We start from the raw sequence: 25,167 nt of genomic DNA, 5'->3' as shown, positions 1-25,167 counted from the left end.
GCCGGTGCCGGGTCGGCCGGTCCCGGGTCGGCCGGTCCCGGGCCCGCCGGGCTGCTGCCCGCCCGCGGTGCCGCTGGCGCGCCGGGCGCCCTCGGCGATCCACGCGCGGGGGTCTCGCATCCCGGCGATCACGGTCTCTCCCGCTGCGGCCAGCGCATCCACCACGGCCTGGCCCACGGTGCCGGATGCCCCGGTGACCAGGATCTTGCCCGTCAGCGCTGCGCGTCGGGGGGACGAAGTCTGGTCGTTCATGCCCTTTACGTTAGTGCCGCCCGGCCCGCCCTGCTTTCGCGACAGCGGGCGTGTGGCTGTCTCACGCACCTGAGGCAGCCCCAACACCGCTCTCGCGACAGTCCCTCGACGAGAGCTCCCCTCGGGTGAGATCCCCGCGCGTGCTCAGACCGCGTCGAGGGTGAACAGGGCGGCCTGCTCCGGGGTGAGCAGCGGGGCGGGCAGGCCCACTTGGCCGAGTGCGGCGCCGGTGAGCACCAGCTCCGGGGAGTCGGCGGCCAACCAGGTCGGCGGGATGGTCTGCACCGTGCGCGGCGCCGGCCCCACGAGCAACGGTCGCACCCGGTAACGCCGCTTCGGGTCGAGGCCGGGAAACCGGATCGGGGCGGGCAACGCGGTGCGCGGTGCGGCCAGGGCGACCTGGGCGAACACGGCGGAGGCGCCATCCGTTGCCACCACACCGTGCAGCTCGAGCGCCGGGTCGGACGCGTCGGCGTGCACGACCGTGCCGCCGTGCAGCAGCGCCCGGCGCTCCTTATAAACCGCGATCCAGGCGGCGATCTGGTCGAGCTCGGCCGCGGACGCCTGGGTGAGGTCCCACTCGATGCCGGCGCTGCCGAACAGCGCGGTGGCCAGGCGGAAGCCCAGCGCCGAGGTGCGCCCGGTGGTGTGCGCGGTGGCGGCGCCGAGGTGGCCGCCGAGGTATTCCGGCGGCACGAGCACGCTCGTGTAGCGCTGGATCTGCTGGCGTTCGAACGGGTCGTTGGTGTCGCTGGTCCAGACCCGGTCCACCCGTTCGAGGATGCCCAGGTCGATCCGGGCGCCGCCGGAGGCGCAGGACTCGATCTCCAGACCCGGCTGCGCGGCGCGCACGGCGTCGATCAACCTGTACAGCGCCGCGGTCTGCCGGTGCACCGACCCGCCGAGCAGGTCGCGGTTGTGGTCCCACTTGAGGTACGCGATCGGGTACTCGGCCAGCAGCGCGGTGAGCCGTCCGAGCAGCCAGGCGAAGGCATCCGGGTTGGCCAGGTCGAGCACGCGCTGACCCCGCCAGGTGGGGGCGGATGCCGACCCGAGCAGCCAGTCCGGGTGCGCCCGGGCCAGGTCGGAGTCGGGGTTGACCATCTCCGGCTCCACCCAGAGTCCGAAGTCGAGGCCGGCGGCGTGCACCCGGTCGATGAGAGGGTGCAGGCCTTCCGGCCACTTGGTGGCGTCGACGAACCAGTCGCCGAGCGCTCGCTGGTCGTCGGTGCGGCCAGAGAACCAGCCGTCGTCGAGCACGAACCGTTCAACGCCCACCCGTGCGGCGGCGTCGACGAGACGGCTCAGGGTGGGCAGGTCGTGGTCGAAATACACCGCCTCCCAGGTGTTGAGCAGCACCTTACGCGGGCCGGTGATGGTCGACCAGGACCGGATCCACGAGTGCAGCCGGGCGCTGAGCCCGTCCAGGCCCGCGTCGGAGTACACCGCCACGGTCCACGGGCTGGTGTAGCTCTCCCCCGCGGCCAGGCTCAGTTCGCCGGGGGCGAGCAGTTCGCCGGCGCCGAGGCTGGCGTAGCCCAGGGCACTCCGTTCTGCCCAGACCCGCTTGTCGCCGCTGAACGCCAGGTGCACCGCCCACACCTCGCCGCCGCGGAAGCCGAACCCTGGGGTGCCGGCCACGGTGAGGTAGGAGTCGTCGTGGCCGGGCCGGCCGTGCCGGGACTCCCGGCTCCAGACGCCCTGCCCGAGGGTGCTGCGCTGCGGGCGGCGTTCGTGGCTCCACAGTCCGGTGAAGTCGAGCAGCTCCGCGGCCCGGTCGGGCACGGGCAGCGTCACGTCGAGCCCGACGAGTTCAAGGCTGCCGGTGCCGGTGTTGGTCACGGTGTGCCGCATCCGCAGCACGCCCTGCACGGTCAGTTCGAGGTCGGTCGTCACGGTGACGGATGCCGCAGCATCCGCCAGCTCGACGGCCAGCGTGTTCTCGCCGCGCTCGCGCACCGCCACCAGGGTCAGCGCCGGGTCGAGGGTGCCGCTGCCCGTGCTGCCGTCCGTGCCGCTGCCGGCGCGAAACCCGCTCAGGGCGGGTCGGCCGCTCCAGCCCTCGGCGAGGGCGGGCAGCAGGCTGAGCCGCAGCGGAACGTCGATCGAGCTGGGGCCGACCGGCGGCACACTCGCGGCGGCAAGCGCGGCGAGGTCGGCCGGGTTCAGCTCGCCGAGGTCGGCGCCCCAGTGCACGATCACCGGCACCCCGCTGCCGGAGGCGTCGAGAACAAGGCTGGTGCCCGCGGCACGGAGGTGGTGAATCATGACACTGCTTCCTTCGATGGGTTAATGGGGAACGATAGCGCCCTATCCGGGCGGTCCGGCCGGCGCCCCGCCGCGCGCCGGGCCTGCAGAGCACCTCGACCGAGCTACGCGGGTCACACGCCGCTGCGCGGGTGGCACGCCACCCGCATACCGGCGCCACACCCGCGCACCGCCGAGCGCGGGGCACACGCCGCTACGCGGTGTACACGCCACCCCGGCCGGCATCTGCAGAGCACCTCGACCGAGCTACGCGGGTCACGCGCCGCTGCGCGGGTGGCACGCCACCCGCATACCGGCGCCACACCCGCGCACCGCCGAGCGCGGGGCACACGCCGCTGCGCGGGGCACACGGCACCCCGGCCCGCACCTGCAGAGCACCTCGACCGAGCTACGCGGGGCACACGCCACCCCGGCCGGCACCTGCAAAGCACCTCGACCGAGCTACGCGGGTCACACGCCGCTGCGCGGGTGGCACGCCACCCGCATACCGGCGCCACACCCGCGCACCGCCCCTCAGCCGCTCGCCCGCACCACGCACCCACCGCACGCACGCGCACCGCGCCGCGCGCCCACCGCACACGCACCGTACCGCCCGGCGCGAGACGCGCCGGGCGGTACGGGTATCACGCGAACGGGTCAGCTACTCCTTGACGGGAATGGACTGTGCCTGCAGCGCCTTGATCGTGGCGCTCTGACCGGTGGTCAGCGCCTCGGCCAGGGTGCCGTTGCCGCTGACGGCGGCCTTGAAGCCGTCCGAGACGTCGTTGTACGTCTGGGTCATGGTCGGACCCCAGACGAAGTCGCTCGAGACCTCGCCGGATGCCTTCGCGAAGACGTCGTAGATCGGCTGGTCGCCGTAGAACTCCACGCCTTCCTTGAGCACGGGGAGGTCGAGTCCGTCCTTGGCGGCCGGGTACAGGTTGGCCGACTCGTTGAGCATGGTGAGCGACTCGCTGGAGCTGTTCAGCCACAGGGCGAACTGCGCGGCTTCGTACGGGTGCTTGGACCCGGTGAACACTGCGGTGGACGAGCCACCCCAGTTGCCACTGGCCTCATCGCCGGCTTCCCACTGCGGGGAGGCCGCGACGGCCCACTTGCCCGCGGTGTCGGGCGCGCCGCTGGCGATGGAGTTCGCACCCCAGGCTGCGGAGTTCCAGGTCCAGGCTGCGCCGGTGTTGTAGGCGTTGTCCCACTCGGTGGTCCACGGCGGCTGGGTCGAGACGAGGTCCCGGTCGATCAGGTCCTGCCAGTAGTCGGCGACCTTGATGGACTCGTCGCCGGTCAGGTCGACGTTCCAATCGGTGCCGTCGTTGCCGAACCAGGTGCCGCCGGCCTGCCAGACGAGTCCGGCGAACTGGTTGATGTCACTCTGAGAGAAGTTGGTGATGTACGAACCGGTGGCACGCACCTGCTCGGCCGCCGTGGCGAACTCGTCCCAGGTGGTGGGGATCGCGATGCCGTTGGCCTCGAAGAGGTCGGCCCGGTAGAACATGGCCATGGGGCCGGAGTCCTGCGGGATGGCGTAGACCGAGTCGTCCTCGTTGAAGCTGACCTGTCCCCAGGTCCAGTCGACGAAGTCGGCCTTGGCGTCCAGCACTCCGTCGCAGGATGCGAGGTTCATCAGGCCGTCCTGCACGCGGAAGTTGGGCAGTGCGTCGTATTCGATCTGGCCGAGGTCGGGCGCGTTGCCGGCTTCGAGCTGGTTGAAGAAGTTGGCGTAGGTGCCGCCGTTGCCGTTCGGGCCGGTCTGCACGGCCACCTGGATGTCGGGGTTGGCCTTGTTCCAAACGTCGACGACGTCTTCGATGCCGGGGATCCACGAGGTGAAGGTCAGGTCGACCTTGCCCTCGGCGGGCTCGCAGGCGGCAGCGTCGTCGCCGCCGGTGGTGCCGCCGCCGGCAGCGGAGCAGCCGGTCAGGGCAACCGTGGCTGCGGTGAGCAGGGCAACGGTGGCCGCTCTCTTGGTGATTCGCATTGTTTTCCTTTGTTGGGTATTCGCTGAAAAGGAGTGGTGCAAGGTGGTGCGGATGGTGCGGGTAAGGCTGGTCGTACGGTCGAAAAGTTGAGGGAGGTTACTTGACGCTGCCGGCACCGAGGCCGTTGCGCCAGAAGCGCTGCAGCAGCAGGAACAGGATGATCAGCGGGATGATCGACAGCAGCGCGCCGATGAGCACGTAACCGCGCAGTTCGGGGATCTGGTTGACCTGCGAGTTCCAGGCGTAGAGGCCCAGGGTGACGGGGAACAGGGTCTCGTCGCGCAGCATGATCAGCGGCAGGAAGAAGTTGTTCCAGATGGCCACGAACTGGAAGAGGAACACCGTGACCAGGGCCGGGAACATCAGCTTCACCGAGACGGTGAAGAAGGTGCGCACCTCGCCGGCGCCGTCGAGGCGGGCGGCTTCGATCAGTTCGTCGGGCACGCTCGCCGCGGCGAAGATGCGGGTGAGGTACACGCCGAACGGGCTGACCAGGCTGGGCAGGAACACCGCCCAGAAGGTGTTGGTGAGGCTGACCTGGCTGAAGATCAGGAACAGCGGCAGCGCCAGCGCGGTGGCGGGCACGAGCACGCCGCCGAGCACGATGTTGAAGAGCAGTTCCCGGCCGGGGAAGCGGTACTTGGCCAGGGCGTACCCGGCCATGCCGGCGAACAGGGTGGCCAGCAGGGCGCCGGCACCGGCGTAGAGCGCGCTGTTGAGCATCCACTTGAGGAAGACGCCGTCACGGTAGGCCACCAGGTTGCCGATGTTGGCGAACAGGTTGAAGTCGGCGAACCAGAGCGGGTTGGTGCTGGTGAACTGGGCGCTGCTCTTGGTGCCGGCGATGAACAGCCACCAGATCGGGATGAGGAAGTAGAGCGTGAAGACGAGCATCACGGTCATCGCGCCGATGCGGGAGAGCGGGCTTTCCTTGGCGACCTTCGGGGCCGGGTTGTTGCTCCTGGCGCGCTTCGCGGTGCGGGTGGCGGTCGGAGTCTCGGTGAGGGCGCTCATTTGCCTTCCTTCCGCTGGGTGAACTTGAGGAACGAGAACGAGAGCACGAAGGTGGCCAGGGCCAGCACCACGCTGAAGGCGGCGGCGAGACTCACGTTGGGGATCGAGGAGGTGGAGTAGACCATCAGGTTGGGCGTGAAGGTGCTGGTCACGGCGGAGCTGAAGGTGCGGAACACCTGCGGCTCGGCGAGCAGCTGCAGGGTGCCGATGATGGAGAAGATGCCGGTGAGCACGATCGCGGGCATGATCAGCGGGATCTTGATCGACCAGGCGATGCGCAGCTGTCCGGCGCCGTCGAGGCGGGCGGCCTCGTAGATCTCGGTGGGGATGGCCAGGAGGGCCGAGTAGATGATGAGCATGTTGTAGCCCACGTAGACCCAGGTGACCACGTTGGCGATGGCCCAGAGCACCAGGTCGGCGGAGAGGAAGCTGACGTTGCTGGTCAGCGCCGTGAACGGCGACAGGTTGGGCGAGTAGAGGAAGCCCCACATGATCGCGGCGATGACGCCGGGGACGGCGTAGGGGACGAAGAACGCGAGCCTGAAGAAGCGCTTGCCGCGGAGCAACGGGCTGTCCAGCAGCAGTGCGAAGAGCAGCGCCAGGCCGAGCATCACCGGCACCTGCACCACGCCGAAGGCGAGCACCCGGCCGATGGACTCCCAGAACGGGCCGTTCTGGAACACCGCGATGTACTGGGTCAGCCCGCCGAAGACCTGGGTGGCCTTGCCGAAGGTGCCGTCCCGCTCCACCACGAGGAGCGACTGGTAGATCGCGTACCCGATCGGGATCAGGTAGAACAGCGTGAACAGCACGGCGAAGGGCACGATGAAAATCGCGATCGCGCGCGGGTGCGCAACCTTGATCTTGCGGGGCCGGGCTGCCGGGGAGCGGCGAGCCGCGCTCCGGGCATCCGCGACCGGAAGGGCTGGTGCACTCATGATGCGGGGTCCTCTCTGATGACGCGAACGGCTCCGGCCGGTACGCGCAGGGTGCTGGCGATGGTGGCGCCGGTGACGAGCTCGACCCCCGCCGCGCTCACCTCCACGTCGGTGTCGCCGTGGTTGATGATGAAGCGGTAGGAGCGGTCGGCCGTGGCGCGACGGATGACCTCGACGAGGCCGTCGCCCTCCGGGCCGGCCGCGGTGACGCGGGCCTGCCCGGCGATGGTGCGGAGAATGTCGCGGTAGGCGTCGGCGTCTGGCGCGGTGGCCAGGTACCAGGCGGTGCCGGCGCCGTGCCGGTTGCGGGTGAGCGCGGGCACGCCGGTGAGGGCGCCGTCGGTGTAGTGCGCCACGGCCTCGGCGCCGGTCAGCTGCAGGCGTTCGGTCCACAGGGTTCCGGTCGCGGCGGTGCTCAGGCCGATCGGGGCGTGCAGGCCCACCGCGTTGCCCGGCCGCAGCGGCACGAACTCCTCCACGCGCACGCCGAGCAGGTCGCGGAAGGCGCCGGGGTAGCCGCCGAGGCGCACCCGGTCGTCTTCGTCGACGATGCCGCTGTAGAAGGTGACCAGGGTGTGGCCGCCATCGGCGACAAAACCGGCGAGGTTGGCGGCCTGCGCGTCGGTGGCCAGGTACAGCGCGGGCACCACCACGAGGTTGTAGCCGGTCAGGTCGGCATCCGGCGAGACGATGTCGACGGTGACGCCGAGCCGGTGCAGGGCGGTGTAAGCGGCGTGTACCTGCTCGAGGTATTTCACCGACTGGGACGGCCGGGATTCCCCGTCGCCGGCCCACCAGGCCTCCCAGCTGAACAAGATGGCGGTGTCCGCCACGACCCGGCTGCCGATGACCTCGTCGAGCCTGTCGAGGGTGGCGCCGAGGGCCACGACCTCGCGCCAGAGCACGGTGTCGGTGCCGGCGTGCGGCACCAGCGCGGAGTGGAACTTCTCCGAGCCCTGCTGCGAGGCGCGCCACTGGAAGAAGCAGATCGCCTCGGCGCCGCGGGCCACGTGGGCCAGTGAGTTGCGGGTGAGCTCCCCCGGTGTCTTGGCCAGGTTCAGCGGCTGCCAGTTGACGGCGCTGGTGGCCTGTTCCATCAGCAGCCAGGCATCGCCGCCGGCCAGGCCGCGGGTGAGGTCGGCGGCGAAGGCCAGCTCGGTGGTGGGGTCGGCGAGGCGGTGGTCGAGGTAGTGGTCGTTGGCGACCACGTCGACCGCGGATGCCCAGCGCCAGTAGTCGAGGTTCTTGATGTGCGCGGTGACCATGAAGTTCGTCGTCACCGGCACGGTGCTGTGCCGGCGGAGGACGGCTTCTTCGGCGCGGTAGTAGCCGAGCAGTTCGTCGGAGCTGAACCGCTGGAAGTCGAGCACCTGGCCCGGGTTGCGGCTGGACAGGGTGAGCCGGGGGGTGTGCACCTCGGCCCAGGCGGTGTAGCGCTGGCTCCAGAAGCTCGTGCCCCAGGCGGCGTTGAGGGCGGCGATGCTGGTGTACTTGGCCTCGAGCCAGAGCCGGAACGCGGCGGCGGTGTCGTCGTCGTAGCAGAGCGCGTTGTGGCAGCCGAGCTCGTTGGAGACGTGCCAGAGGGCCACGGCGGGGTGGGCGCCGTAGCGTCGGGCCACCTGCTCCACCAGGCGCAGGGCGTGCTCGCGGAACACCGGCGAGCTCGGGCACCAGGCCTGGCGTCCGCCCGGGTAGCGGGTGGTGCCGTCTTCGGTCTGCGGCAGGATCTCGGGGTGCAGGGTGGTCAGCCACGGCGGCGACGACGAGGTGCCGGTGCCCAGGTTCACCCGGATGCCGTGATCGTGCAGCAGGTCCACGATGGTGTCGAGCAGGGTGAAGTCGTACTCCCCCGGAGCCGGTTCGAGCGCGGACCAGCCGAAGATGTTGATCGCGACGAGGTCGACGCCGGCCTGCTGCATGAGCAGGACGTCTTCGGCCCAGACCTCGGGTCCCCACTGCTCGGGGTTGTAGTCGCAGCCGTAGGCGATGCCGTTCTGCACGAACGGGGTCGCCGCGGTGACCTGGTGCGTCACGGCCGGGGTGGCTACTGGGGTGTTCATCTGCTCCTGCTTCTGCGGTACCGGCCCGGTGGGCCAGCCTCGATCTGTCGTTCTGTGAACGTGCACAGATCGAGGAGCAAATGACTCCTCGTTGAGTGTCTGTGAACGTACACAGAGTAAGTACAGCGCGGCCGCGATGTCAAGCCGACGGACGGGTACAGTTATCGAATGGTGACAATTCCGGGCCGGCGCAAGCGCGCGACGATCCACGACGTCGCCGCGGAAGCCGGGGTCTCCCGCGGCACCGTCAGCCGGGTGGTGAACAACGAGCCCTACGTCTCGGCCGAGGCTCGCGTGGCCATCGAGGCGGCCATCGAGAAGGTCGGCTACGTGCCGAACACGGCCGCCCGCAACCTCGTGATGCAGCGCTCCCAGGCGGTGGGCCTGATCGTGCACGAGCCGCACTCCCTGTTCCTCGAGGACCCGAACATCGGCGAAATCCTGCTCGGCGCCAACTCCGCCCTCTCCCAGGCCGACTACCAGATGGTGAGCCTGGTCATCGAGTCCGAACGTGACACCGAACGGGTGGCGCGCTACCTCAGCGGCGGCTTCGTCGACGGTGTCGTCGTGGTGTCGGCCCGGGAACAAGACCCGATCACCCGGGTGATCGAACGGTTGGACCTGCCGGCCGCGTTCGTCGGGCATCCGCAGGACCTGCGCGACCTGCCGTACGTGGGAATCAACAACCGGGCCGCGGCCCGCGCCATCACCGAACGCCTGATCGGCACCGGCCGCCGCCGCATCGGCATGATCGCCGCGGCGCTGGACCGCGACTCCGGCTCCGACCGGCTGGCCGGCTTCACGGATGCCTTGGGCGAGCGGTTCGACCCCGCCCTGGTGGCTCCGGTGCCGCTGTACACCTACGCCGACGGCCGCGACGGAATGCGCGCGCTGCTCGCCAAGGACCCTCTGATCGACGGCGTCTTTGCGGCCTCCGACGTGATCGCGGCCGGCGCCCTGAACGCCCTGCGCGAAGCCGGCCGGCGGGTGCCGGAGGACGTGGGCATCGTCGGCTTCGACGACAGCGCCTGGGCCCTGCGCTGCCAGCCGCTGCTCTCCACCGTGCGCCAGCCCGCCAACGGCCTGGGCCAGCGCGCGGCCGAGTCGGTGCTCAGCCAGCTGCACGGCGAGGCGCCCGAGCTCGGCGGCATCCTGCTCGACACCCAAATCGTCTGGCGCGACTCGGCCTGACCCGCCGCGGCCAATCCCGGTACGCCGCACCGCTGGTCGAGCCTGCCGAGACCCCGCGAGCCCACCTGTTGCCGCTACGGACAATTGCGCCCGGCACACCGGGCGCAATTGTCCGGACGGGCAACAGTTGCGGCCGGACACCGCGGCGCGACGCCGGCGGGGTTGCCGGGGCGACGCCGGGCGCACAGAATGGGCAACGTGAGTCGCAAGCGAGTGATCGTCAACGGGATGGTGCAGGGCGTGGGGTTTCGGTACTACACCGAGGCGCAGGCCGGCACTCTGGGCCTGGGTGGCTACGTGCGCAACCGGCCAGACGGCGCCGTTGAAGCCGAGATCGAGGGTGACGACGACGCCATCGAACGGATGCTGGCCTGGCTGCACACCGGACCGCGCTCGGCGAACGTGGAGTCGGTGCAGGTGACCGACCTGGCCGAACACGGCGAGGCGAGTTTCAGCATCCGCCTGTAGCCGGGCCCGGCCTGCCCCGGCAGTGTCCACGGGCGAGGGGCTCTCTGGCGTAGCGTGGGAGTATGGGCGCGCAGGCATCCGGTCCCGGCCGGACGGGACCGACGGTGCGCGAAGCCTCTCGGCCGCGGGAGGAACCGATTGAGCGCGAGCCGTTGCGCGCGCGCCGACGCCTGACCCTGCGGTCCAGCTACGGCATCGGTCGGCTCCTACTGGCCGCGGCCGGGATCATCGGCCTGATCGGCAACTACGAGTACGTTCTGCTCTTCCCCACCTTCGCCGCGTACAACGTCTTCACCTATTTCACGGTGCAGAGCGCGATCGCGGCGGTGATCGCCTTTGTGCTCGGCGCGATAGTGGCGTTCCGGCAGGAGAAGGACCCGCAGTGGCTCGACCTGTTCCGGGCGCTCGTGACGACCTACATCCTGGTGTCCGGGATCGTGTTCCTCACCATCGTCATCCAGTCGTCGACCCGCGACTACACGATCGAGGTGCCCTGGCCGAGCCAGGTGCTGCATTTCTACATCCCGGTGATCGCGCTTCTGGACTGGCTGACCGACACCGGCAAGGCCCGGCTGTCCTGGCGCTTCCTGCGCTGGATCCTGCCGTACCCCATTGCCTGGGGCGTCTTCACGCTCGTGCGCGGCTCGTTCGTGGGCTGGTACCCGTACTTCTTCCTCGACCCGGCCCAGGTCAGCGGCCCGCTCGAGACCCTGCTGTACTGCCTGATCGCGGTGGTGCTGTTCCTGGGCATCGCGGCAGTGCTCGTGGCCACGTCGCGGCTCAGCTGGCGGCTCCGGCCGCGCGGCGACCGCGCTTCCTCGGTGCCGAACTAGACCGGCCAGCGGGGCGGATGCCGGCCCGCCGGCCGGCATCACCCGCTACTGCTCGACGGGAACGAAGGTGTACTGGCTGGTGAGGTGCTCGGACTCGCAGGTGCCGCAGTAGAGCACGCCGGAGGCCTGCATGGCCGACACCCGCGGCGAGCACTGGATCACCTTCGGGCCGCAGCACGGTGAGATCACCATGTAGGCACCCGGCTCCGCAGCGGCGTGGCCGCTCAGGCTCCGGTGGTGGTGGCTGCCCTCGCAGGGCAGATTGGTATCGAAGTCCAGCAACGACACGGAATCAAGATTTGTCAGAATATACATGTTTCACACGGTCAATCAGGAGAGGCATTGGCCACGGTGCAAGTGGGGCACCGGGATCGCGACCACACCCGGTGTCCGACGGCGAAAGGCACCCGCCCAGTCTCCGTCGGCACGACCAGTCGGGAAACGACTGGATCTGCCCCATTGGAGGCGTCCCTGAGATGGGCGGCCCCGTTACCGACTAGACGTTTCGAGGAGCTTACACCGGGACTCTGAGTTTTGCTCGTTAATTGTTCGGCGCTGACGCGGCCGGTTCGACAGCCTCGCCAGAAGGGCCGGTCAGGGCGCGGGAGTGGCCGTCGCGACGCTCGCGAACGGCTCCAGGCTGCGCAGCGCCGCGTCGGTGAAGGTGGTGTCGTCGGACTTCGCCAGCTCCACGGCCTTCTCCCCGCTGACGAATCCCACCAGGATCGGCTCGTTGGTCAGCGGCATCATGTTCACCCACACCCTGAAGTCCAGGGTGTCGTCACCGACCGTGGTCCACAGGGCGGCATCGGTGTCCCAGAACGGTTCCTCGAAGCGCAACCAGATCTTGTCCAGAACGCCCATTCCCAGCGCGGCGATCGCTCCCCGGTGGGCGAACGGCAGCGGCGGGTCGAACTCGATGACATCGCTCTTGAGCACGCCAAGCGGAACGGTCACGATCGCCCGGTCCACGGTGAGCGATTCGCCGGTGCCCAGGCGCAGGCTTACGGATGTCTCGCTGTGCGCCACGCGGGTCACCACGCTGGAGTAGAGCACGTCCAGGTCGGCCGCATCCTCGTCGAGCAGGGTGCTGTAGCCGCCGAGCACGATGCGGGTGTCGTCGGCGGCGGTGGCCTCGGGGGTGGGCGCATACCAGCCGGACATCTCCTCGGTCAAGGCGCCGGACTCCAGGGTGGTGGAGGTGGCGAGCTGGTAGTCCAGCCAGTCGGCGTCCGAGACGCCGGCGTCCCCATCGGTCAACGACAGCGTGGCCGAACCGGTGGCGACGAGCGCCTTGGCCAGGGAGGTGTCTTGGGCCTCGGCAGCGGCCCAGGCCAGCGCCGCGCTGACGGCGTCGGCGCCGACGGGCGAGACCGGGATGACGATGCCTTCCGGGGTGCGTGCCTCCGGGTCGGTCGGGAACGCCGCGTGCGAGACCTCGAGGCCGGTGAACTCCTCGTCGAGGGAGTGGGCGCCGCTGGCCACGATGAACGACGGGCCGAGCTCGACGGGGATCGGCCACGAGTCGTTGGTGACGGTGTGGATGCGGCCGCCGAGCCGGTCGCGAGCCTCGATGACGAGCACGGTCAACCCGGCGTCGGCGAGCAATCGGGCGGCGGCGATGCCGGCGGCGCCGGCGCCGATCACGGCCACCCGCTCGCCGGGCTCGGCAACATCCGTCAGGGCCCTGGCGGCGCGCTGGCCGGAGCCACGGGCGCCCTGCACTGTGCCGGGCGCGGTGTCGGAGAGCGCCTCGCCGGCGAAGAAGAGCCGCTCAAGGATGGGTTCGGCGAGGTCCTCGCGCTGCTGCGGCGTCGAGGAGACCGCCGCGAAGCTGTAGGAACCGCGGGCGAACGGGTCGTCCGACCAGGAGCTGCGCAGCATGTCCTGCGGCTGCGGCACCAGGGACGGCGCGGGCGTGGTGCTGGGCGTGGGCGTACCCGTCGGGGAGGGCTTGGGCGGCACGCATCCGGTGAGCGCGAGCAGCGAGAGCCCGGTCAGGGAGCTGATCAGAAAGGTTCGACGTTCCATACCTGCGTTCGCGTCATGTGACGCCCTCCTCTCGGACCCTCGAAGTGGTACCCCTCACGCTACCTCAGCGCGTGGCCACCGGCTTTCGACCGTGCCTGGACGCGCCGGGGGGCCGAGCGGTGCCGCAACTGTTCCCCGTGCGGACAACAGTTGGCCCTGTCAGGCGCCGGAGCCGGCCGCGGGCGGCTCGAGGAACCCGTCGTCGAGCAGGGCGCGCACCCGGGGCAGCAGCTCGGCCCGCAGCGCCGCAGCGTCGGCGTCGAGCAGCTGGGCGATCGCGTCGATGATGGCCCCCACCGCCAGCTCGCCGTCGCAGGCGCCGATCAGGGCGGCCTGGGCGGTGTCCAGCGACACCGACCGCCCGAAACCGCCGCCTTGGTGCAGAGTCAGCAGCGTGGGGTCCTCCTGCCCGGGCCAGAAATGACGTTCCTCGGTGACGTCGGATGCCACGGTGAGGGTGCTGCGGCTCAGCGCGTCGTCGTCCAGTCCGGCCTGCCAATCGTGCGCGGCCAGGCACTCGGCCAGATGGTGGCCGATGCCGGCCGGGTTGTGGCCCAGGGCCTCCGGCAGGCGTTCGAGCCGCAGCAGGCGGGGCCGGGCCGGCGCGGCGGCGCGGCGGCGGCCATCCGTCGGGCGGCGCAGCAGCATGTAGCCGAAGCCCACCTGGAGTACCCCGCGCGCCTCGAAGTCGTCGAGCCAGGCGCCGTAGAGCCTGTCGAAGTCGGGGGTGTCCGGGCGGGTGCCGCCGTCACGGATCCAGGTTTCGGCGTAGCCGGTGGGCGCCTGCACCTCGCGTTCGATGATCCAGACATCCAACGGGGCCTCTCCGCCGGTGGGGCGCTCCAGCCAGCCGGTGAGCCGGTCGAAGGCGTCGTCGTCGTGGTACTCCCAGTTGCCGAGCAGCTGCGCCACCCCGCCCGCGGTGAGGTGCTCGGCGGCGCCGCGCACCACCGCCTCGACGAGGGCGTCGCCGACGAGGCCGCCGTCGCGGTACTCATAGCTGGGCACGCCCTCCACCCGCGGGGTGATCACGAACGGCGGGTTGGAGATGATGTGGTCGAACCGCTCCCCCGCCACCGGCTCGAACAGGCTGCCGAGCCGGAACTCGATGTTCTCGACGCCGTTCAGGCGTGCGTTCAGCGCGGCGAGTTCCAGGGCGCGCTCGGAGATATCGGTGGCCACCACGCGGGCGGCGTGCCTGGAGGCATGGAGGGCCTGGATGCCGCAGCCGGTGCCGAGGTCCAGCGCACGCTCGACCGGGGTGGGGATCATCAGGGCGCTCAGGGTGAGCGAGGCACCACCGACGCCGAGCACGTGGCCTTCGCCGAGCGGATGCCCCAGGGCCAGTTCGCCCAGGTCCGACGTGATCCACCAGCTGCCGGCGCCGTGCGCGTCCACGAAACTGTGCGGCCGCAGGGCCACCAGCGGCGCCACCTGGGCCGCGCCGGTGTCTACCGTCGGGCTCTCGGCGGTGCCGGCGTGCGCGTGGTGGGCGGTGATCAGGCCGAGCGTCTCGGCACCGTCGAGGCCGAGCGAGGGCAGTGCTGCCGCCAGCTCGGCGCGGTCGACGGGCAGCCCGAGCACGAAGAGCTGGGCGAACACAACATTGGGCTCAGGCACAGTGAGGGTGGCGCGCAGCCGGGCCAGCGCCCGCAGGGCCGGCACCCGCTGGTTGCGGTGCAGGGCGGCATCCGCTTCGATGCCCCACAGCCCGGTCAGGGCGGTCACCGAGAAGTTGGCGGCGGCGAGGTCGGCGCGGAGCAGGTCGATCAGGGGTCCAGTCACCCCTCTATTCAACTGCACGAGCGGCTACCGGCCTTCCGCTGGTCGAGACCCCGTACGAGGTCTCGACAAGCTCGACCAACGACGCGGGCGCTCCCGCTACAGCCAGCGCATCGTGAACGCCCTCGTGAGCAGGCTGTTCAACGGCGGGGTCGCGAGCACCCGCACGACCACATTGCGCAGCCGCAGTCGCAGGCCGCGCGCGGGCCGGCCCATGGCCATGTTGAAACCGGCCTGCCTGGCGGCGATGCGGGCGCTCCGCCGCCGGCGCCGGTCGTAACCGGCGAGGGTCACCCTGGCCTCGATCGGCTGCGCGAGCGCGTGGGTGAGCGCGGGTGCCAGCGCCACGGCGTCGAGCCAGCCCAGGTTCATGCCCTGCCCGCCGATCGGGCTGATCTCGTGCGCGGCATCCCCCGCCAGCAGCACCCGGCCCTGCACCATCGTGGCGGCCAGCCGTTGCCGCACCGAAAAGGAGCTCGGCACGGCGTCGCAGGTCGGCAGCTGCACGCCCGTGCGACCGTGCACCAACGCGGTGAGGTCGGCCAGTGAGGCATCCGGCATCAGGGTGGGCGTCATCGCCACCCACCGCCGCCGCCCGTTCGGCAGCGGGAACGACTCCACCACGCCGCCCCGCTCGAAGAACAGCACGGCTTCGGTGCCGTGCTCGCCGGTGTCCGGGTAGTCGGCCATCAGGTAGGTGTCCCCGCCGCCCAGCGGCCGGGAGGCAATGCCGACGGCGTCGCGCAGCTGGCCGCGGGCGCCGTCGGCGATCACCACGTACCGGGCCGAGCCCACGATCTCGAGCCCGTTGTCGCCGCCGCGCTCGGATGCGTCGTCCGCCGTCTCGAGGGCGGGCTCGGCGATCAGATCCACATGGTGGCCGCGATCGTGCAGCATGCCCACGCCAACGCCCGAGCGCAGGCCGTCCGGTCTCAGCTTCTCGAACCGTGCGCGCAGCACAGCCTCGGTCTCGTGCTGCGGCAGGGCCACGACGAACGGGAATCGCCCCGTCATCTGCGTGAACGACAGCCGACCGAGGGTGCGGCCTCCGCTTTGCACGCTGCCGGCCTCGATGCGCACGGCACGAGCGAGCACCTCTTCGGCCACGCCGGCCTGCCCAAGCACCCTCATCGACGGCGGGTGGATGCCGATGGCCCTGGCGAGCATCGACGGTTCGGTGCGCCGTTCGAGCACCTCAACGTCCACGCCGCGTTCGGCCAGAAGGCAGGCCAGCAGGATGCCCACCGGGCCGCCGCCCACCACGATCACGTCACGCATGCACTCGCCTTCCCTCGGCCGGCTGCGCCGGGGCGACAGCGGGGGCCTGCCAACAGAGCATCAGCCGGTACGGCACCTCCCGGGTCACGGTCCAGCCCGGCGGCGCCACGGCAGAGAGCTCCCGCCAGGTGAAACTGCGCCGGATCGACGTGAGGCCGTCGGCACGGATGAAGGACCGGCGGAAGAACGGCCAGGTGCCCAGCCCGAAGCCGAGGTAGGCCAGCGGGGCCCGTTCGATGTCACCGTGCAGCACGATGCCCCGGCTGAGCCGTTCGGAGTCCACCAGCAGGGCGCCGAGTTCGGCGCCGTTGAGGTGGTGCAGCACGTGGTTGGAGAGCACGATGTCGTAGCGCTCCCCCGCGGCGACGAGGTCGCTGCTGAGCGCCCGGCGAAAGTCCAGACCGGGCAGCGGCGGGTGGGCTGTCGCGTAGGCGTGCGCCCGGGCATCCGGGTCGATCGCCCGCACCGTGAGGCGCAGCCCGTCGCGGGCCGCCCACCGGGCCAGCGACCTGGCCACGTCGCCGCCTCCGGAGCCGATGTCGAGCAGGCTGGTGTCGGTGGCGGCCGACAACCGGGGCCGGATGTCACGCCGGTAGGTGTGTCGCAGTCCGGAGACGACGGCGTTGACGTACCGGAAGTTCGCGTAGGTGCGCCGCAACGTCTCGGCGTCGCAGTGCGGATCGTCCATGATCTCGACAGCGTCGACCGCCCGTTCGCGGAGCCTGGGCAGCACCGTCTCAGCCGCGCTGCACGGTCATCAGGCCGGACTCCACGGTCAGGCCGGGCCCGAACGCCATGGCGCAGACCCGCTCACCGTCGGCGGTGGCTTCACCGTCGAGGATCGCCTTCATGACGAAGAGAATGGTGGCGCTGGACATGTTGCCGTTGGTGCGCAGGGTCTCCCGTGAGGGCACCAGTTGCGCCTCGGTGAGACCGAGTTTGGCTTCGGTCTTGTCCAGGATGCTGCGCCCGCCGGGGTGGATCGCCCAGTGCGCGATCGCGGTACTCAGCGCAGACCCGGGCGACGCGGCCGTGAGCAGCTGACCGGGGCTCTCCCCGCCCTCCTGGGACTGCGCCTGCGCGGCCAGCGCGCCGGCTTCGGCGACCACGTCCGCCGCGAGCGACCGGGTGAGCGATTCATCCCGGCCGAACAGGGGCGCAAGGGCCGACTCGATGTGCTCGTCGATGATGTGCGGCACATAGGAGCTCAGCACCATCTCGAAGCCCTCGTCGCCGATCTTCCAGGCCATGTCGCCCTCGCCGACGGGCGTGATCACGGTCTCGAAGTGGTCCAGGTTCAGGGCGTTCTCGCCGGCGACCGGTGGGCGGCTGCTCACGATGCCGGCGGCGGCGCCATCCGAGAACAGCGACGACGCCACGATCGTGTCGGGGTCGCTGGAGGTGCGCAGGTGCAGCGAGCACAGTTCGGCGCTCACCACGAGCACCACGGCGTCCGGGTCGGCCTCCACGAACTGCTTGGCCGTGCGGAGCGCCGGCATCGCCGCGTAGCAGCCCATGAAACCGAGGTGGTAGCGCTGGGTCGACGGTGCCAGGCCGAGTTCTCGCACCAGCATGTAGTCGGGGCCCGGAGCGTAGAAACCGGTGCAGGACACCGTGACGACATGGGTGATGTCGCCGGCCTCCAGCCCCGGGCAGGCGGCCAGGGCGCGCCGGCCGGCCTCGACGAACAGCTTGGTGGCCTGCTCGATGTACAGCTCGTTGCGCACCCGGGTGCCGGGCACCAGCAGCCGCTGGGTCTTCGCGTCGAAGAACTGCGGCTGGTCCACATCCGCGTCGAGGGTGAGTTCCTCGATCACGGTATGCCGGGTGTCGATCCCGGACAGGTTGAAGGACGCGGTCACCAGCCGCTGCGCCAACCGGCTGAGACCGGGTTGGGCGGCGAAGATATCCCTGACCTGCTCCTGCACAAGGACGGTGGGCGGTACAACAGTCTGGAGCGCTCTCAGCGTGACGGCCATGCCCCAGTGTTACACGCACCGCGCCGTAGGCACATCCCCCGCGCGGCGAGCCGGGCAGCTCCCAGCATCACCCGGGTGTGGTTACGGGAGGCGGTCGAACAGCCGGGTGGCGGTGATGGCGAGCACGAAGCCCACGGCAACGATCGCGGTGACGGCTCCGAGGTAGGCCACCGGCGCATCCGAAATGCCGAACGCCCCCGTGGCGCCGATGCCGGCGGCCACCGCGGTGACGATAGCGGCGAGAACGGCGATCCAGGTCTGCAGCCTCAACCCGACCCTGGCCGGGGTGGGGATGCCGGTGGTGCGTTGCCGACCGCCGGACCGGGTGAGCACGGCTCCGGCGACGCAGCCCCAGAAGGCCACCACGAGGAGCGCGGCGATCACGTCGCTGGGCCGGTGCCACAGGCTCACCAGGGTGGACACCCCGGCCGCAACGGCGAACGCGGCTCCGATCGTGCCGGCCAGCCATCGGGTGTGCGGGCTCGCCACGAGAAACACCACCAGCGCGGATGCCGCCGCCACCGTCGTATGCCCGGACGGGAATGAGTTGGGGTCGTAGCCGTCCACGCCGAGGTCGGGGCGGGTGAGGACCACGTTCTTGAGCAGCTGAGTGGTGACCACGGCGGCCATCGCGGCGGCCACGGCGACCACGAGCGGGAACCAGGCCCGCCGCACCGTGGCGATGACGAGGCTGACGATGGCGCCGACGGCGACCATCACCGAGGGGATCAGGTCGAGCAGCCGTTGGGTGACCGTGGTGCCCGTCGTGCCGTTCTCGGCTCCGTTGAAGGCCAGCTGGTCGATGCCCTGCCCGGTGACGTCGCGCACGAAAAACAGGTACAGCGCAGCGAAGGCGGCGATGCAGAGCAGCGCGGCGCCGATATAACGGGTGGGGGTGAGACGGGAGATCGAGGGCACCCCCTACTTTCCCACGTGTGCATGGGTGAACCGTGAAAGCACGGTGCACAACAGGTGTGCGCGTCGGCCTCTAAGACGCTCGAATCCTCCCTTGACATGGGGATTCTGCGGCGTACCGTCAAAACATGTTCAGCAGGAAGACACGACGGGAACGCCCCGAACGGCCGAACAAGGCCGAATCCGGCTCGGACCGATCCCTCGACCGGGGCGGGTACCCGGGACTCGAGGGCGACTTCGAGTCGGAGCGGCGGCGGGCCGCCGCGGCCGATCACGACCGCATCGAACCGTACGAGCACGGTGAGGGCGAGATCCCGGTATTGCCGGCCACGGCACCCGGACTCACCCACCCCTGACCGGGCGGCAGCACAAGTATCCGGACAGCATCCGGAGATGGGTAGCGCCCTGACATGCCCGGCATCGATCCCGAGGTTTGGCCCCGGGTCCTGTCTTTTTGCGTGTTGTACACGCTATGTTCATATTTCTCTGATCGACTGGTTTTGTAGCATCCGCAGCGTAATCCCCGTAAAGTGCCTAAGTACCAAACGAATGGAAGCTCCGTGAGCATTCGAACGGCCGAATACCCTAGGCCGGATTATTTCCTTCTCCACCTCAGCGACACGCACCTGCTCGCAGACGGCAATCGTCTCTACGGCAGCGTGGACAGTGCCGCACACGTCGAACGGTTGTTCGCGGATGTCGAGGCATCCGGCGGGCGGCCCAACGCGATCATCATCACCGGCGACCTCGCCGACAAGGGCGAACCCCATGCGTACGCGCAGTTGCGTGGCATCGTCGAACCCGCGGCCGCCCGCATGGGCGCCAAGGTGCTCTGGGTGATGGGCAACCACGACAACCGGGCGAACTTCCGCACCGAGTTGCTCGGCCAGGAGCCCAGCCAGGCCCCGATCGACCACGTCGACCACGTCGGCGGGCTGCGCATCGTCACCCTGGACACCACGGTGCCCGGCAGCCACCACGGCGAGATCACCGAGCGTCAGCTCGAATGGCTCGGCGAGCAGCTGAGCTTCCCGGCACCGGACGGCACCATCCTGGCCATGCACCACCCGCCCGTGCCGAGCATGCTCGACCTGTCGGTGGCGGTGGAGCTGCGCGACCAGGCCAGCCTCGCGCAGGTGCTCCGCGGCACGGATGTGCGCAGCATCCTGGCCGGACACCTGCACTACTCCTCCACCGCCACCTTCGCCGGGATCCCGGTGTCGGTCGCGTCGGCCACCTGCTACACGCAGGACCTCAACGTTCCCGTCGGCGGCACCCGCGGCCGGGACGGCGCGCGGGCGTTCAACCTCGTGCACGTCTACGCCGACACCGTGCTGCACTCGGTGGTGCCGCTGGGCGAATACGAGCCGTTGGACTACATCGACGCCGCCGAAAGCGCCCGTCGCCTCGCCGCATCCGGCATCGAGATCATGGCTGCGGGAAGTCTCCCCGCATACCGCGAGCCGCCAATGACCACGCCGATCCGGATTCTGCGCTGACGTCGCCGTTGCCCAGCCCGAGGGCACTCTCGATGAGGGTGTCCTCACCGTGCTGGCTGGCCGCGATGACGCTCTCGCGTTCCCACGGCGCCACGATCGGGAAGTAACGCTCGAGGAAGTCGGTGACGGCCGCGGTGCGCACCTCGTCGCTGATCTCGGGGAAGCTGCCGTCGTTCAGGCAGAACATGTCCTGGTCTCGACGCTTGAGCAGCTTGTTCATCTGCCGCAGCGCCAGCTTGAGCGTGGTCTCCACGTAGAGCGAGCGTGCCTGGGTCTGCTCCACGGCGCGGCCGGTGGCCAGCGCGTAGTAGTGGTACAGCGAGTTGGTCACCGAGATGTCGGTGGCCGAGCGGAACCGGCTGGCCATGGTGCGCCGGAAGTCCTCGGGGAATTCCGCCTCCAGCTCGGCCATGACGCTCTTGCGCAGCGGCGCCGGAGTGTGCTCGAGGTGCCGGGTGGTGACCTTGCCGAAGCGTTCGCGCAGCAACGCGCGGTTCACCCGGGCGGCGTTCTCGAAGCCGCTGCGGCTCGGGTCGTTGTCGCCGAGGCCGATGCGGGTCGCCGCCTCGACGAACTTGGTGATGCCACCGGGTGAGAAGAACAGCTCAGGTCCCACCGGGCGGCCGAAGAACATGTCGTCGTTGGAGTAGATGAAGTGCTCGGCGATGCCCGGGATGTGGTGCAGCTGGCTCTCCACGGCGTGCGAATTGTGGGTGGGCAGCACCGAGACATCCGGGAAGAAGTCTTCGCTGTTCATGATGGTCACCCGCGGGTGATCCACCAGCCACTCGGGGGCCGGCGAGTCGGTGGCGATGAAGATGCGGCGCACCCAGGGCGCGAACATGTAGACGCTCCGCAGTGCGTACTTGAGTTCGTCGATCTGGCGGAAGCGGGCATCCGAGTCGTCGCCGGAGCCGGCGACGTAGCCGGCCATGCGCAGGGCGCGGGCCTTCTGGAAGTCGCTGGAGGAGCCATCCACCCAGGAGAAGACCAGGTCGATGTCGAAGCTGATGTCGCTGACCAGGTCGTCGAACATGTTCTGCAGGGTGCGCCAGGTGCGGCCGAACAGCTCGACGGTGGTCTCGCGGGCCTCGGCGCGGGGCAGCCGGCGGCGCATCAGGGCGTTCTCGACGGGGGCGACGATCTCGTCTTCGCCGAACCGCCACAGCTCGAGCTGGAACGCGGTTTCGGCGCCGTAGCGGAGCCGGCCGATCGGTTCGATACGCGGCTGGTAGACCCTGAACACGTCGGAGCTGTCCAGCAGCGCAAGGGCACCGTCGGCGGCGAGGATCGGCCGGGCGGGGTCGCCGTCGAGCGGCTTGAGGTAGAAGGGCGTGTTGGCGAACGCCTCGGCCAGAACGCGGCTGATCTTCTTGCGGCGTTTGCGGTTGACCGCGATGACCGGGCGGTCGTGGTCGCCGCGCACCAGGAGGTAGTCGATGCCGGCGGTGTCGAGGGCGTCGGCCAGGGCGAGCAGGTCGCTGACCCTGGACTCATGAGGGGTGAAGTGACCGTTGATCAGGGCGATCTCGCCCTTGCGCACGACAACGTCGTCGCGGTCGAACCGGCGGGTGCGGTCGTCGAGGGTGAGCAGCACCAGCTCAGGTTCGCTGCTCAGCGAGAGCACGGGAATCGACCCGGTGTCCGGTGTGGACTCGATGCTGGGCGTCGGTGCGGCCTCGGAGAAGCCGCTGCCGCTGGCTGAACGCGAGTGTCGTGCGGAATCGGTGCGGTCAAAGCGTGCCATGGTCCTCCTTGGCGAGAATTACGTGATGCGGTAGCGGATGCAGGGCTGGCTGCGGGTGCGGAGCGGCTGTTCGGGAAATGCAGAGGGGGAACTCCGCGGGGCGGGCATCGATGCGCCAGGCCCCGGAGTATGCGCCCGGGTTTCCCGGGCATCGACATCCCGGTGCAGATCGGGCGAGGGCCCGCTGGGAACAGAGACGTTGATCTAGTGTACGTCGCCGCGGGGTGCCGGTCGTGACCCCGCGCCGCGGTGAGTGGCGGGCGGCGGGGACCGGGCGGGCAGGCAGGGCGGTTGCGGGCAGGTCAGGCGAGGGCGGCGGCATCCGTGGTGGGCAGGCGGCAGACGAAGTCGCGGCAGAGGTAGGCGGTGGGGCGGCCGTCGCGGGTTGTGCGGTCGGCGAACAGGGCGAAGCCGGCGGCGGCGAAGGCCGCGCCCTGCTGCTCGGTGACCACGGCGACCAGGCCCTGGTGGCGCCGTGCGGCGTCAACGAGGGCGGGGGTGGCGTCGACGTGATTGGCTGGCAGCCCGGTTCCCGGGTTCGGCAGCACCACGACGAGTTGCTCGATGGGGGCCGTCAGGGCGCTGACCAGCCGGAGGGCGGCGCCGTAGGCGAGCGGGTTGACGTCGCCCGAGCCGACCAGCCGCCCCATGCCGGCCGTGGCCGCGTCGCGGTAGCGGCCCTCACCGGTGAGCAGGTGCAGCCGCCAGGAGGCAGCGGCGATGGCCGACAGCCCCGACGGGTAGGCGCCCTCGGAGGGATCGGTGGCCAGGGCCAGGCCCTGGGCGGTGAGCACCGGATCGGCGCCCTCCGGAGCGAGGAACCCGCGCCCGGTATCGGGCAGGGTCCGGTCGATCAGCTGCCGCGCGGCGACCGCGTAGCCGACCTCGCCGGCGGCCGTGGCGAGCTCGAGCAGGCCGCCGGCGAACATGCCGTAGTCCTCCAGCGTCGCCACCGCGGGCGAGAGGCGACCGTCGATGGATGCCCGCACCAGGCCGCCGTCGCCCCGGCGGTGCAGATCGAGCAGCCGGTCGGCCGCGCGGCGGGCCAGGTGCAGCGCGGTGTCGTCGGCGAAGGCCTGCCCGGCCGCGGCGAGCGCCCCGATCGCCAGGCCGTTCCAGCCGGTGAGCACCTTGGCGTCCAAAGCCGGCGGGCTCTGGTCGCGGCGGGCGTCCTCGTCGAGGGCGTAGTAGCCGCCCTCCACCCGCACCCCGTCCACGGTGCTCTCCGAGTCCTGCGCGCTGGCGAAGCCGCCGTCGGGCAGCTGCAACACGGCGCCGAGAAAGCCCACCAGGCCCTCGGCCACGATGCGGGCCCAGCGTTCGCCGGTGAGCATCCAGGCCCGGGTGTAGAGCTCGAGAAGCTGCGCGTTGTCGTAAAGCATCCGTTCGTAGTGCGGGTCACTCCAGTCGCGGTTGACGGCGTAGCGAAAGAAGCCGCCCTCGACGGGGTCGCGGAGCGGCGACGCGCCCATCCCCTTGAGAGTGCGCAAGGCCAGGTCGCGGCCGTCGGCGCGGTCGAGCAGCAGGGCCAGGGTCGGCGCCGCAGGAAACTTGGGGGCGCCGCCGAAGCCGCCGTAGACCGGGTCTTCGGCGCTCGCCAGCCGGGCAACCGTGTCGGCGAGCCTGGCCGGGTTCGGCAGCTCCCCCGCCGACGCCGGCGCCGCCTGGCCGAGCGCTTCGGCCAGGCCCACCGCGCTGTCTTCGACGGCGTCCCTGCGGCTGATCCAGGCATCCGTGACTGCGGCCAGAACATCGCGAAACGCCGGATGCCCGGGCAGCGGCGTCGGCGGCGAATAGGTGCCGGCGTGGAACGGCCGGCCGTCCGGGGTGACGAACACGTTCAGCGGCCAACCGAGGTTCTGTGTGAACGCGCCGGCGGCGGCGAGGTAGCTGGCGTCGACATCCGGATGCTCCTCCCGGTCGACCTTGATGCTCACGAACCGCTCGTTGAGGTAGGCGGCCAGCGCGGGGTCGCTGAAGCTCTCGCGGGCCATCACGTGGCACCAGTGGCAGGTGGCGTAGCCGATCGACACAAGAACGGGCACGTCCCGGCGGCGGGCCTCGGCGAAGGCGGCCTCACCCCACGGCTGCCAGTCGACGGGGTTGTCGGCGTGCGAGCGCAGGTACGGGCTGATGGCGTCGGCGAGGCGATTCGGCATGGCTCCATTGTTGCGTGGCACTCTGCGTTCTGGCTGGTCGCGATTGAATCCATGGGCTAAGGCGCGGGGCGGCCGCAGGCCGGCATTGCCCGGTGAACCAAGGGTTGCCGAGCCCGAGGCGTGCTGTGAGACTGGAGGGAACGAAGGGTCACCATGGACATCTGGGCACTGCTGCTGGGGATCGGCACGATGGCCTTGATTGCCGTGGCCGTAGTCGTGGTCTTCGGTTCCCTGTTCCGCACCCCGATGTCGGGCACCGAGCGGGCGATCTGGGTGCTGATCATCCTGATGTTCCCGGTGCTGGGTGCCTTCGTCTGGCTGTCCTGGGGCCAGGATTCGTTTCGCCGCCGGATCGGGGACTTCCCTGTGGCCGCCGGCCGCGCGCCGGCCGAACCGCCTCGGCGCTGACCGGACACCTCCCCCGCCCACCGGCCCATGAGCATCCACCGCCGCCCCGAACCCGGCCGCGCCGCATGAGCGACCGCACGATGACCCCGGCCGAGGCGGCGGCGATCCTCGAGGTCGCCGTCGACGCCGAACTGGAGCAGGTTGAGCGGGCGTTCAGGTTTCAGGCGCAGCGCTCGCACCCCGACCGGTTGACCGCCGCGAGCCCGGCCGAGCTGGCCGCGGCGGCCGCCCGGTTCGACAGGATCACCCAGGCTCGGGCCGTGCTGCGTGAGGCCGAGGCCGAGCGGATGCGCCGGGTGCCCGGCTCCAGCGCGTACCCGCCGGGCGCCGCGGGCCGTGGCGCTGGCCCTGGCACTGCGGCGGGCCCCG

The 25,167-nt window shown here is 70.4% G+C and carries 22 protein-coding genes; 7 read left to right on the top strand and 15 right to left on the bottom strand.

Translation table 11 applies throughout. The features are described 5' to 3' along the window. The 6 genes from E3T61_RS00110 to E3T61_RS00085 form a co-directional block, all read right to left on the bottom strand. A partial coding sequence (locus tag E3T61_RS00110; protein WP_134638909.1) for an NAD-dependent epimerase/dehydratase family protein occupies positions 1 to 252 on the bottom strand: 252 nt, incomplete at its 3' end. Positions 253 to 396: 144 nt separating this feature from the next. Then, entirely contained in the window at positions 397 to 2,520 is a 2,124-nt protein-coding gene (locus E3T61_RS00105) for an alpha-galactosidase (RefSeq protein ID WP_134638908.1), read from the bottom strand. Between the two features lie 640 nt (positions 2,521 to 3,160). Further along, positions 3,161 to 4,495, bottom strand: a complete 1,335-nt coding sequence (locus E3T61_RS00100; protein WP_134638907.1) for an ABC transporter substrate-binding protein — start codon at positions 4,493 to 4,495, stop codon at positions 3,161 to 3,163. Between the two features lie 97 nt (positions 4,496 to 4,592). Next, a complete protein-coding gene (locus E3T61_RS00095) occupies positions 4,593 to 5,510 on the bottom strand; it encodes a carbohydrate ABC transporter permease (RefSeq protein WP_134638906.1) in 918 nt (305 codons plus the stop codon). Further along, positions 5,507 to 6,448, bottom strand: a complete 942-nt coding sequence (locus tag E3T61_RS00090; RefSeq protein ID WP_134638905.1) for a carbohydrate ABC transporter permease — start codon at positions 6,446 to 6,448, stop codon at positions 5,507 to 5,509. The genes E3T61_RS00095 and E3T61_RS00090 overlap by 4 nt, the downstream gene beginning before the upstream one ends. Further along, positions 6,445 to 8,508, bottom strand: coding sequence for a beta-galactosidase (locus E3T61_RS00085; RefSeq protein WP_134638904.1), 2,064 nt, complete (start codon positions 8,506 to 8,508; stop codon positions 6,445 to 6,447). Before E3T61_RS00085 ends, E3T61_RS00090 begins: the two co-directional genes overlap by 4 nt. 168 nt (positions 8,509 to 8,676) lie before the next feature. On the opposite strand from E3T61_RS00085, the gene E3T61_RS00080 reads away from it, so the two are divergent. From E3T61_RS00080 to E3T61_RS00070, 3 genes are all read left to right on the top strand, one after another. After that, entirely contained in the window at positions 8,677 to 9,699 is a 1,023-nt protein-coding gene (locus E3T61_RS00080; RefSeq protein ID WP_134638903.1) for a LacI family DNA-binding transcriptional regulator, read from the top strand. 198 nt (positions 9,700 to 9,897) lie between these two features. After that, the gene (locus E3T61_RS00075) at positions 9,898 to 10,167 is read left to right on the top strand and encodes an acylphosphatase (RefSeq protein WP_420898452.1); all 270 of its coding nucleotides are present in this window, start codon (positions 9,898 to 9,900) and stop codon (positions 10,165 to 10,167) included. 62 nt (positions 10,168 to 10,229) lie between these two features. Beyond that, a complete protein-coding gene (locus E3T61_RS00070) occupies positions 10,230 to 11,000 on the top strand; it encodes a Pr6Pr family membrane protein (RefSeq protein ID WP_134638901.1) in 771 nt (256 codons plus the stop codon). A 45-nt stretch (positions 11,001 to 11,045) separates the two neighbouring features. Here the strand turns inward: E3T61_RS00070 and E3T61_RS00065 are convergent, their stop codons facing one another. The 7 genes from E3T61_RS00065 to E3T61_RS00035 all read right to left on the bottom strand — a co-directional run bounded on the left by E3T61_RS00065 (position 11,046) and on the right by E3T61_RS00035 (position 18,988). Next, positions 11,046 to 11,315 (bottom strand): hypothetical protein, encoded by a 270-nt coding sequence (locus E3T61_RS00065; RefSeq protein WP_134638900.1) that lies wholly within the window; start codon positions 11,313 to 11,315, stop codon positions 11,046 to 11,048. A gap of 279 nt (positions 11,316 to 11,594) precedes the next feature. Next, positions 11,595 to 13,031 carry a flavin monoamine oxidase family protein gene (locus tag E3T61_RS00060; RefSeq protein WP_134638899.1) on the bottom strand — a complete coding sequence of 479 codons (1,437 nt, stop codon included), beginning with the start codon at positions 13,029 to 13,031 and terminating at the stop codon, positions 11,595 to 11,597. Between the two features lie 159 nt (positions 13,032 to 13,190). After that, entirely contained in the window at positions 13,191 to 14,816 is a 1,626-nt protein-coding gene (locus E3T61_RS00055) for a DUF7059 domain-containing protein (protein WP_241992302.1), read from the bottom strand. A gap of 96 nt (positions 14,817 to 14,912) precedes the next feature. Then, complete coding sequence (locus tag E3T61_RS00050; RefSeq protein WP_134638898.1) at positions 14,913 to 16,091, bottom strand: FAD-dependent oxidoreductase; 1,179 nt, start codon at positions 16,089 to 16,091, stop codon at positions 14,913 to 14,915. Then, positions 16,084 to 16,824 (bottom strand): class I SAM-dependent methyltransferase, encoded by a 741-nt coding sequence (locus tag E3T61_RS00045; protein ID WP_255455624.1) that lies wholly within the window; start codon positions 16,822 to 16,824, stop codon positions 16,084 to 16,086. Before E3T61_RS00045 ends, E3T61_RS00050 begins: the two co-directional genes overlap by 8 nt. 4 nt (positions 16,825 to 16,828) lie before the next feature. Continuing rightward, the gene (locus E3T61_RS00040) at positions 16,829 to 18,070 is read right to left on the bottom strand and encodes a type III polyketide synthase (protein WP_134638897.1); all 1,242 of its coding nucleotides are present in this window, start codon (positions 18,068 to 18,070) and stop codon (positions 16,829 to 16,831) included. A gap of 81 nt (positions 18,071 to 18,151) precedes the next feature. Then, positions 18,152 to 18,988: a phosphatase PAP2 family protein gene (locus E3T61_RS00035; protein ID WP_241992300.1), complete on the bottom strand. Its 837-nt coding sequence runs from the start codon at positions 18,986 to 18,988 to the stop codon at positions 18,152 to 18,154. A gap of 125 nt (positions 18,989 to 19,113) precedes the next feature. Between E3T61_RS00035 and E3T61_RS00030 the strand changes: the two genes are divergently transcribed. Together E3T61_RS00030 and E3T61_RS00025 are read left to right on the top strand one after the other, a co-directional pair. After that, complete coding sequence (locus E3T61_RS00030) at positions 19,114 to 19,341, top strand: hypothetical protein (RefSeq protein ID WP_134638896.1); 228 nt, start codon at positions 19,114 to 19,116, stop codon at positions 19,339 to 19,341. A 204-nt stretch (positions 19,342 to 19,545) separates the two neighbouring features. Further along, complete coding sequence (locus E3T61_RS00025) at positions 19,546 to 20,484, top strand: phosphodiesterase (protein WP_134638895.1); 939 nt, start codon at positions 19,546 to 19,548, stop codon at positions 20,482 to 20,484. On the opposite strand, the gene E3T61_RS00020 is transcribed toward E3T61_RS00025, so the two are convergent. Together E3T61_RS00020 and E3T61_RS00015 are read right to left on the bottom strand one after the other, a co-directional pair. Then, positions 20,414 to 22,231, bottom strand: coding sequence for a stealth family protein (locus E3T61_RS00020; RefSeq protein WP_134638894.1), 1,818 nt, complete (start codon positions 22,229 to 22,231; stop codon positions 20,414 to 20,416). The two genes, E3T61_RS00025 and E3T61_RS00020, sit on opposite strands and share 71 nt — an antisense overlap. Positions 22,232 to 22,533: 302 nt before the next feature. After that, positions 22,534 to 24,390: a thioredoxin domain-containing protein gene (locus E3T61_RS00015; RefSeq protein WP_134638893.1), complete on the bottom strand. Its 1,857-nt coding sequence runs from the start codon at positions 24,388 to 24,390 to the stop codon at positions 22,534 to 22,536. A gap of 153 nt (positions 24,391 to 24,543) precedes the next feature. Here E3T61_RS00015 and E3T61_RS00010 point away from each other — a divergent pair, with 153 nt between their 5' ends. Beyond that, the gene (locus E3T61_RS00010) at positions 24,544 to 24,798 is read left to right on the top strand and encodes a PLDc N-terminal domain-containing protein (RefSeq protein WP_134638892.1); all 255 of its coding nucleotides are present in this window, start codon (positions 24,544 to 24,546) and stop codon (positions 24,796 to 24,798) included. Positions 24,799 to 24,863: 65 nt separating this feature from the next. Then, positions 24,864 to 25,167 (top strand): J domain-containing protein (locus E3T61_RS00005; RefSeq protein ID WP_166793102.1); only part of this gene is annotated, 304 nt, incomplete at its 3' end.

Source organism: Cryobacterium lactosi, assembly GCF_004403945.1.
Classification (GTDB): Bacteria; Actinomycetota; Actinomycetes; order Actinomycetales; family Microbacteriaceae; genus Cryobacterium; species Cryobacterium lactosi.
This window is presented reverse-complemented; position numbering and strand designations above follow the sequence as displayed.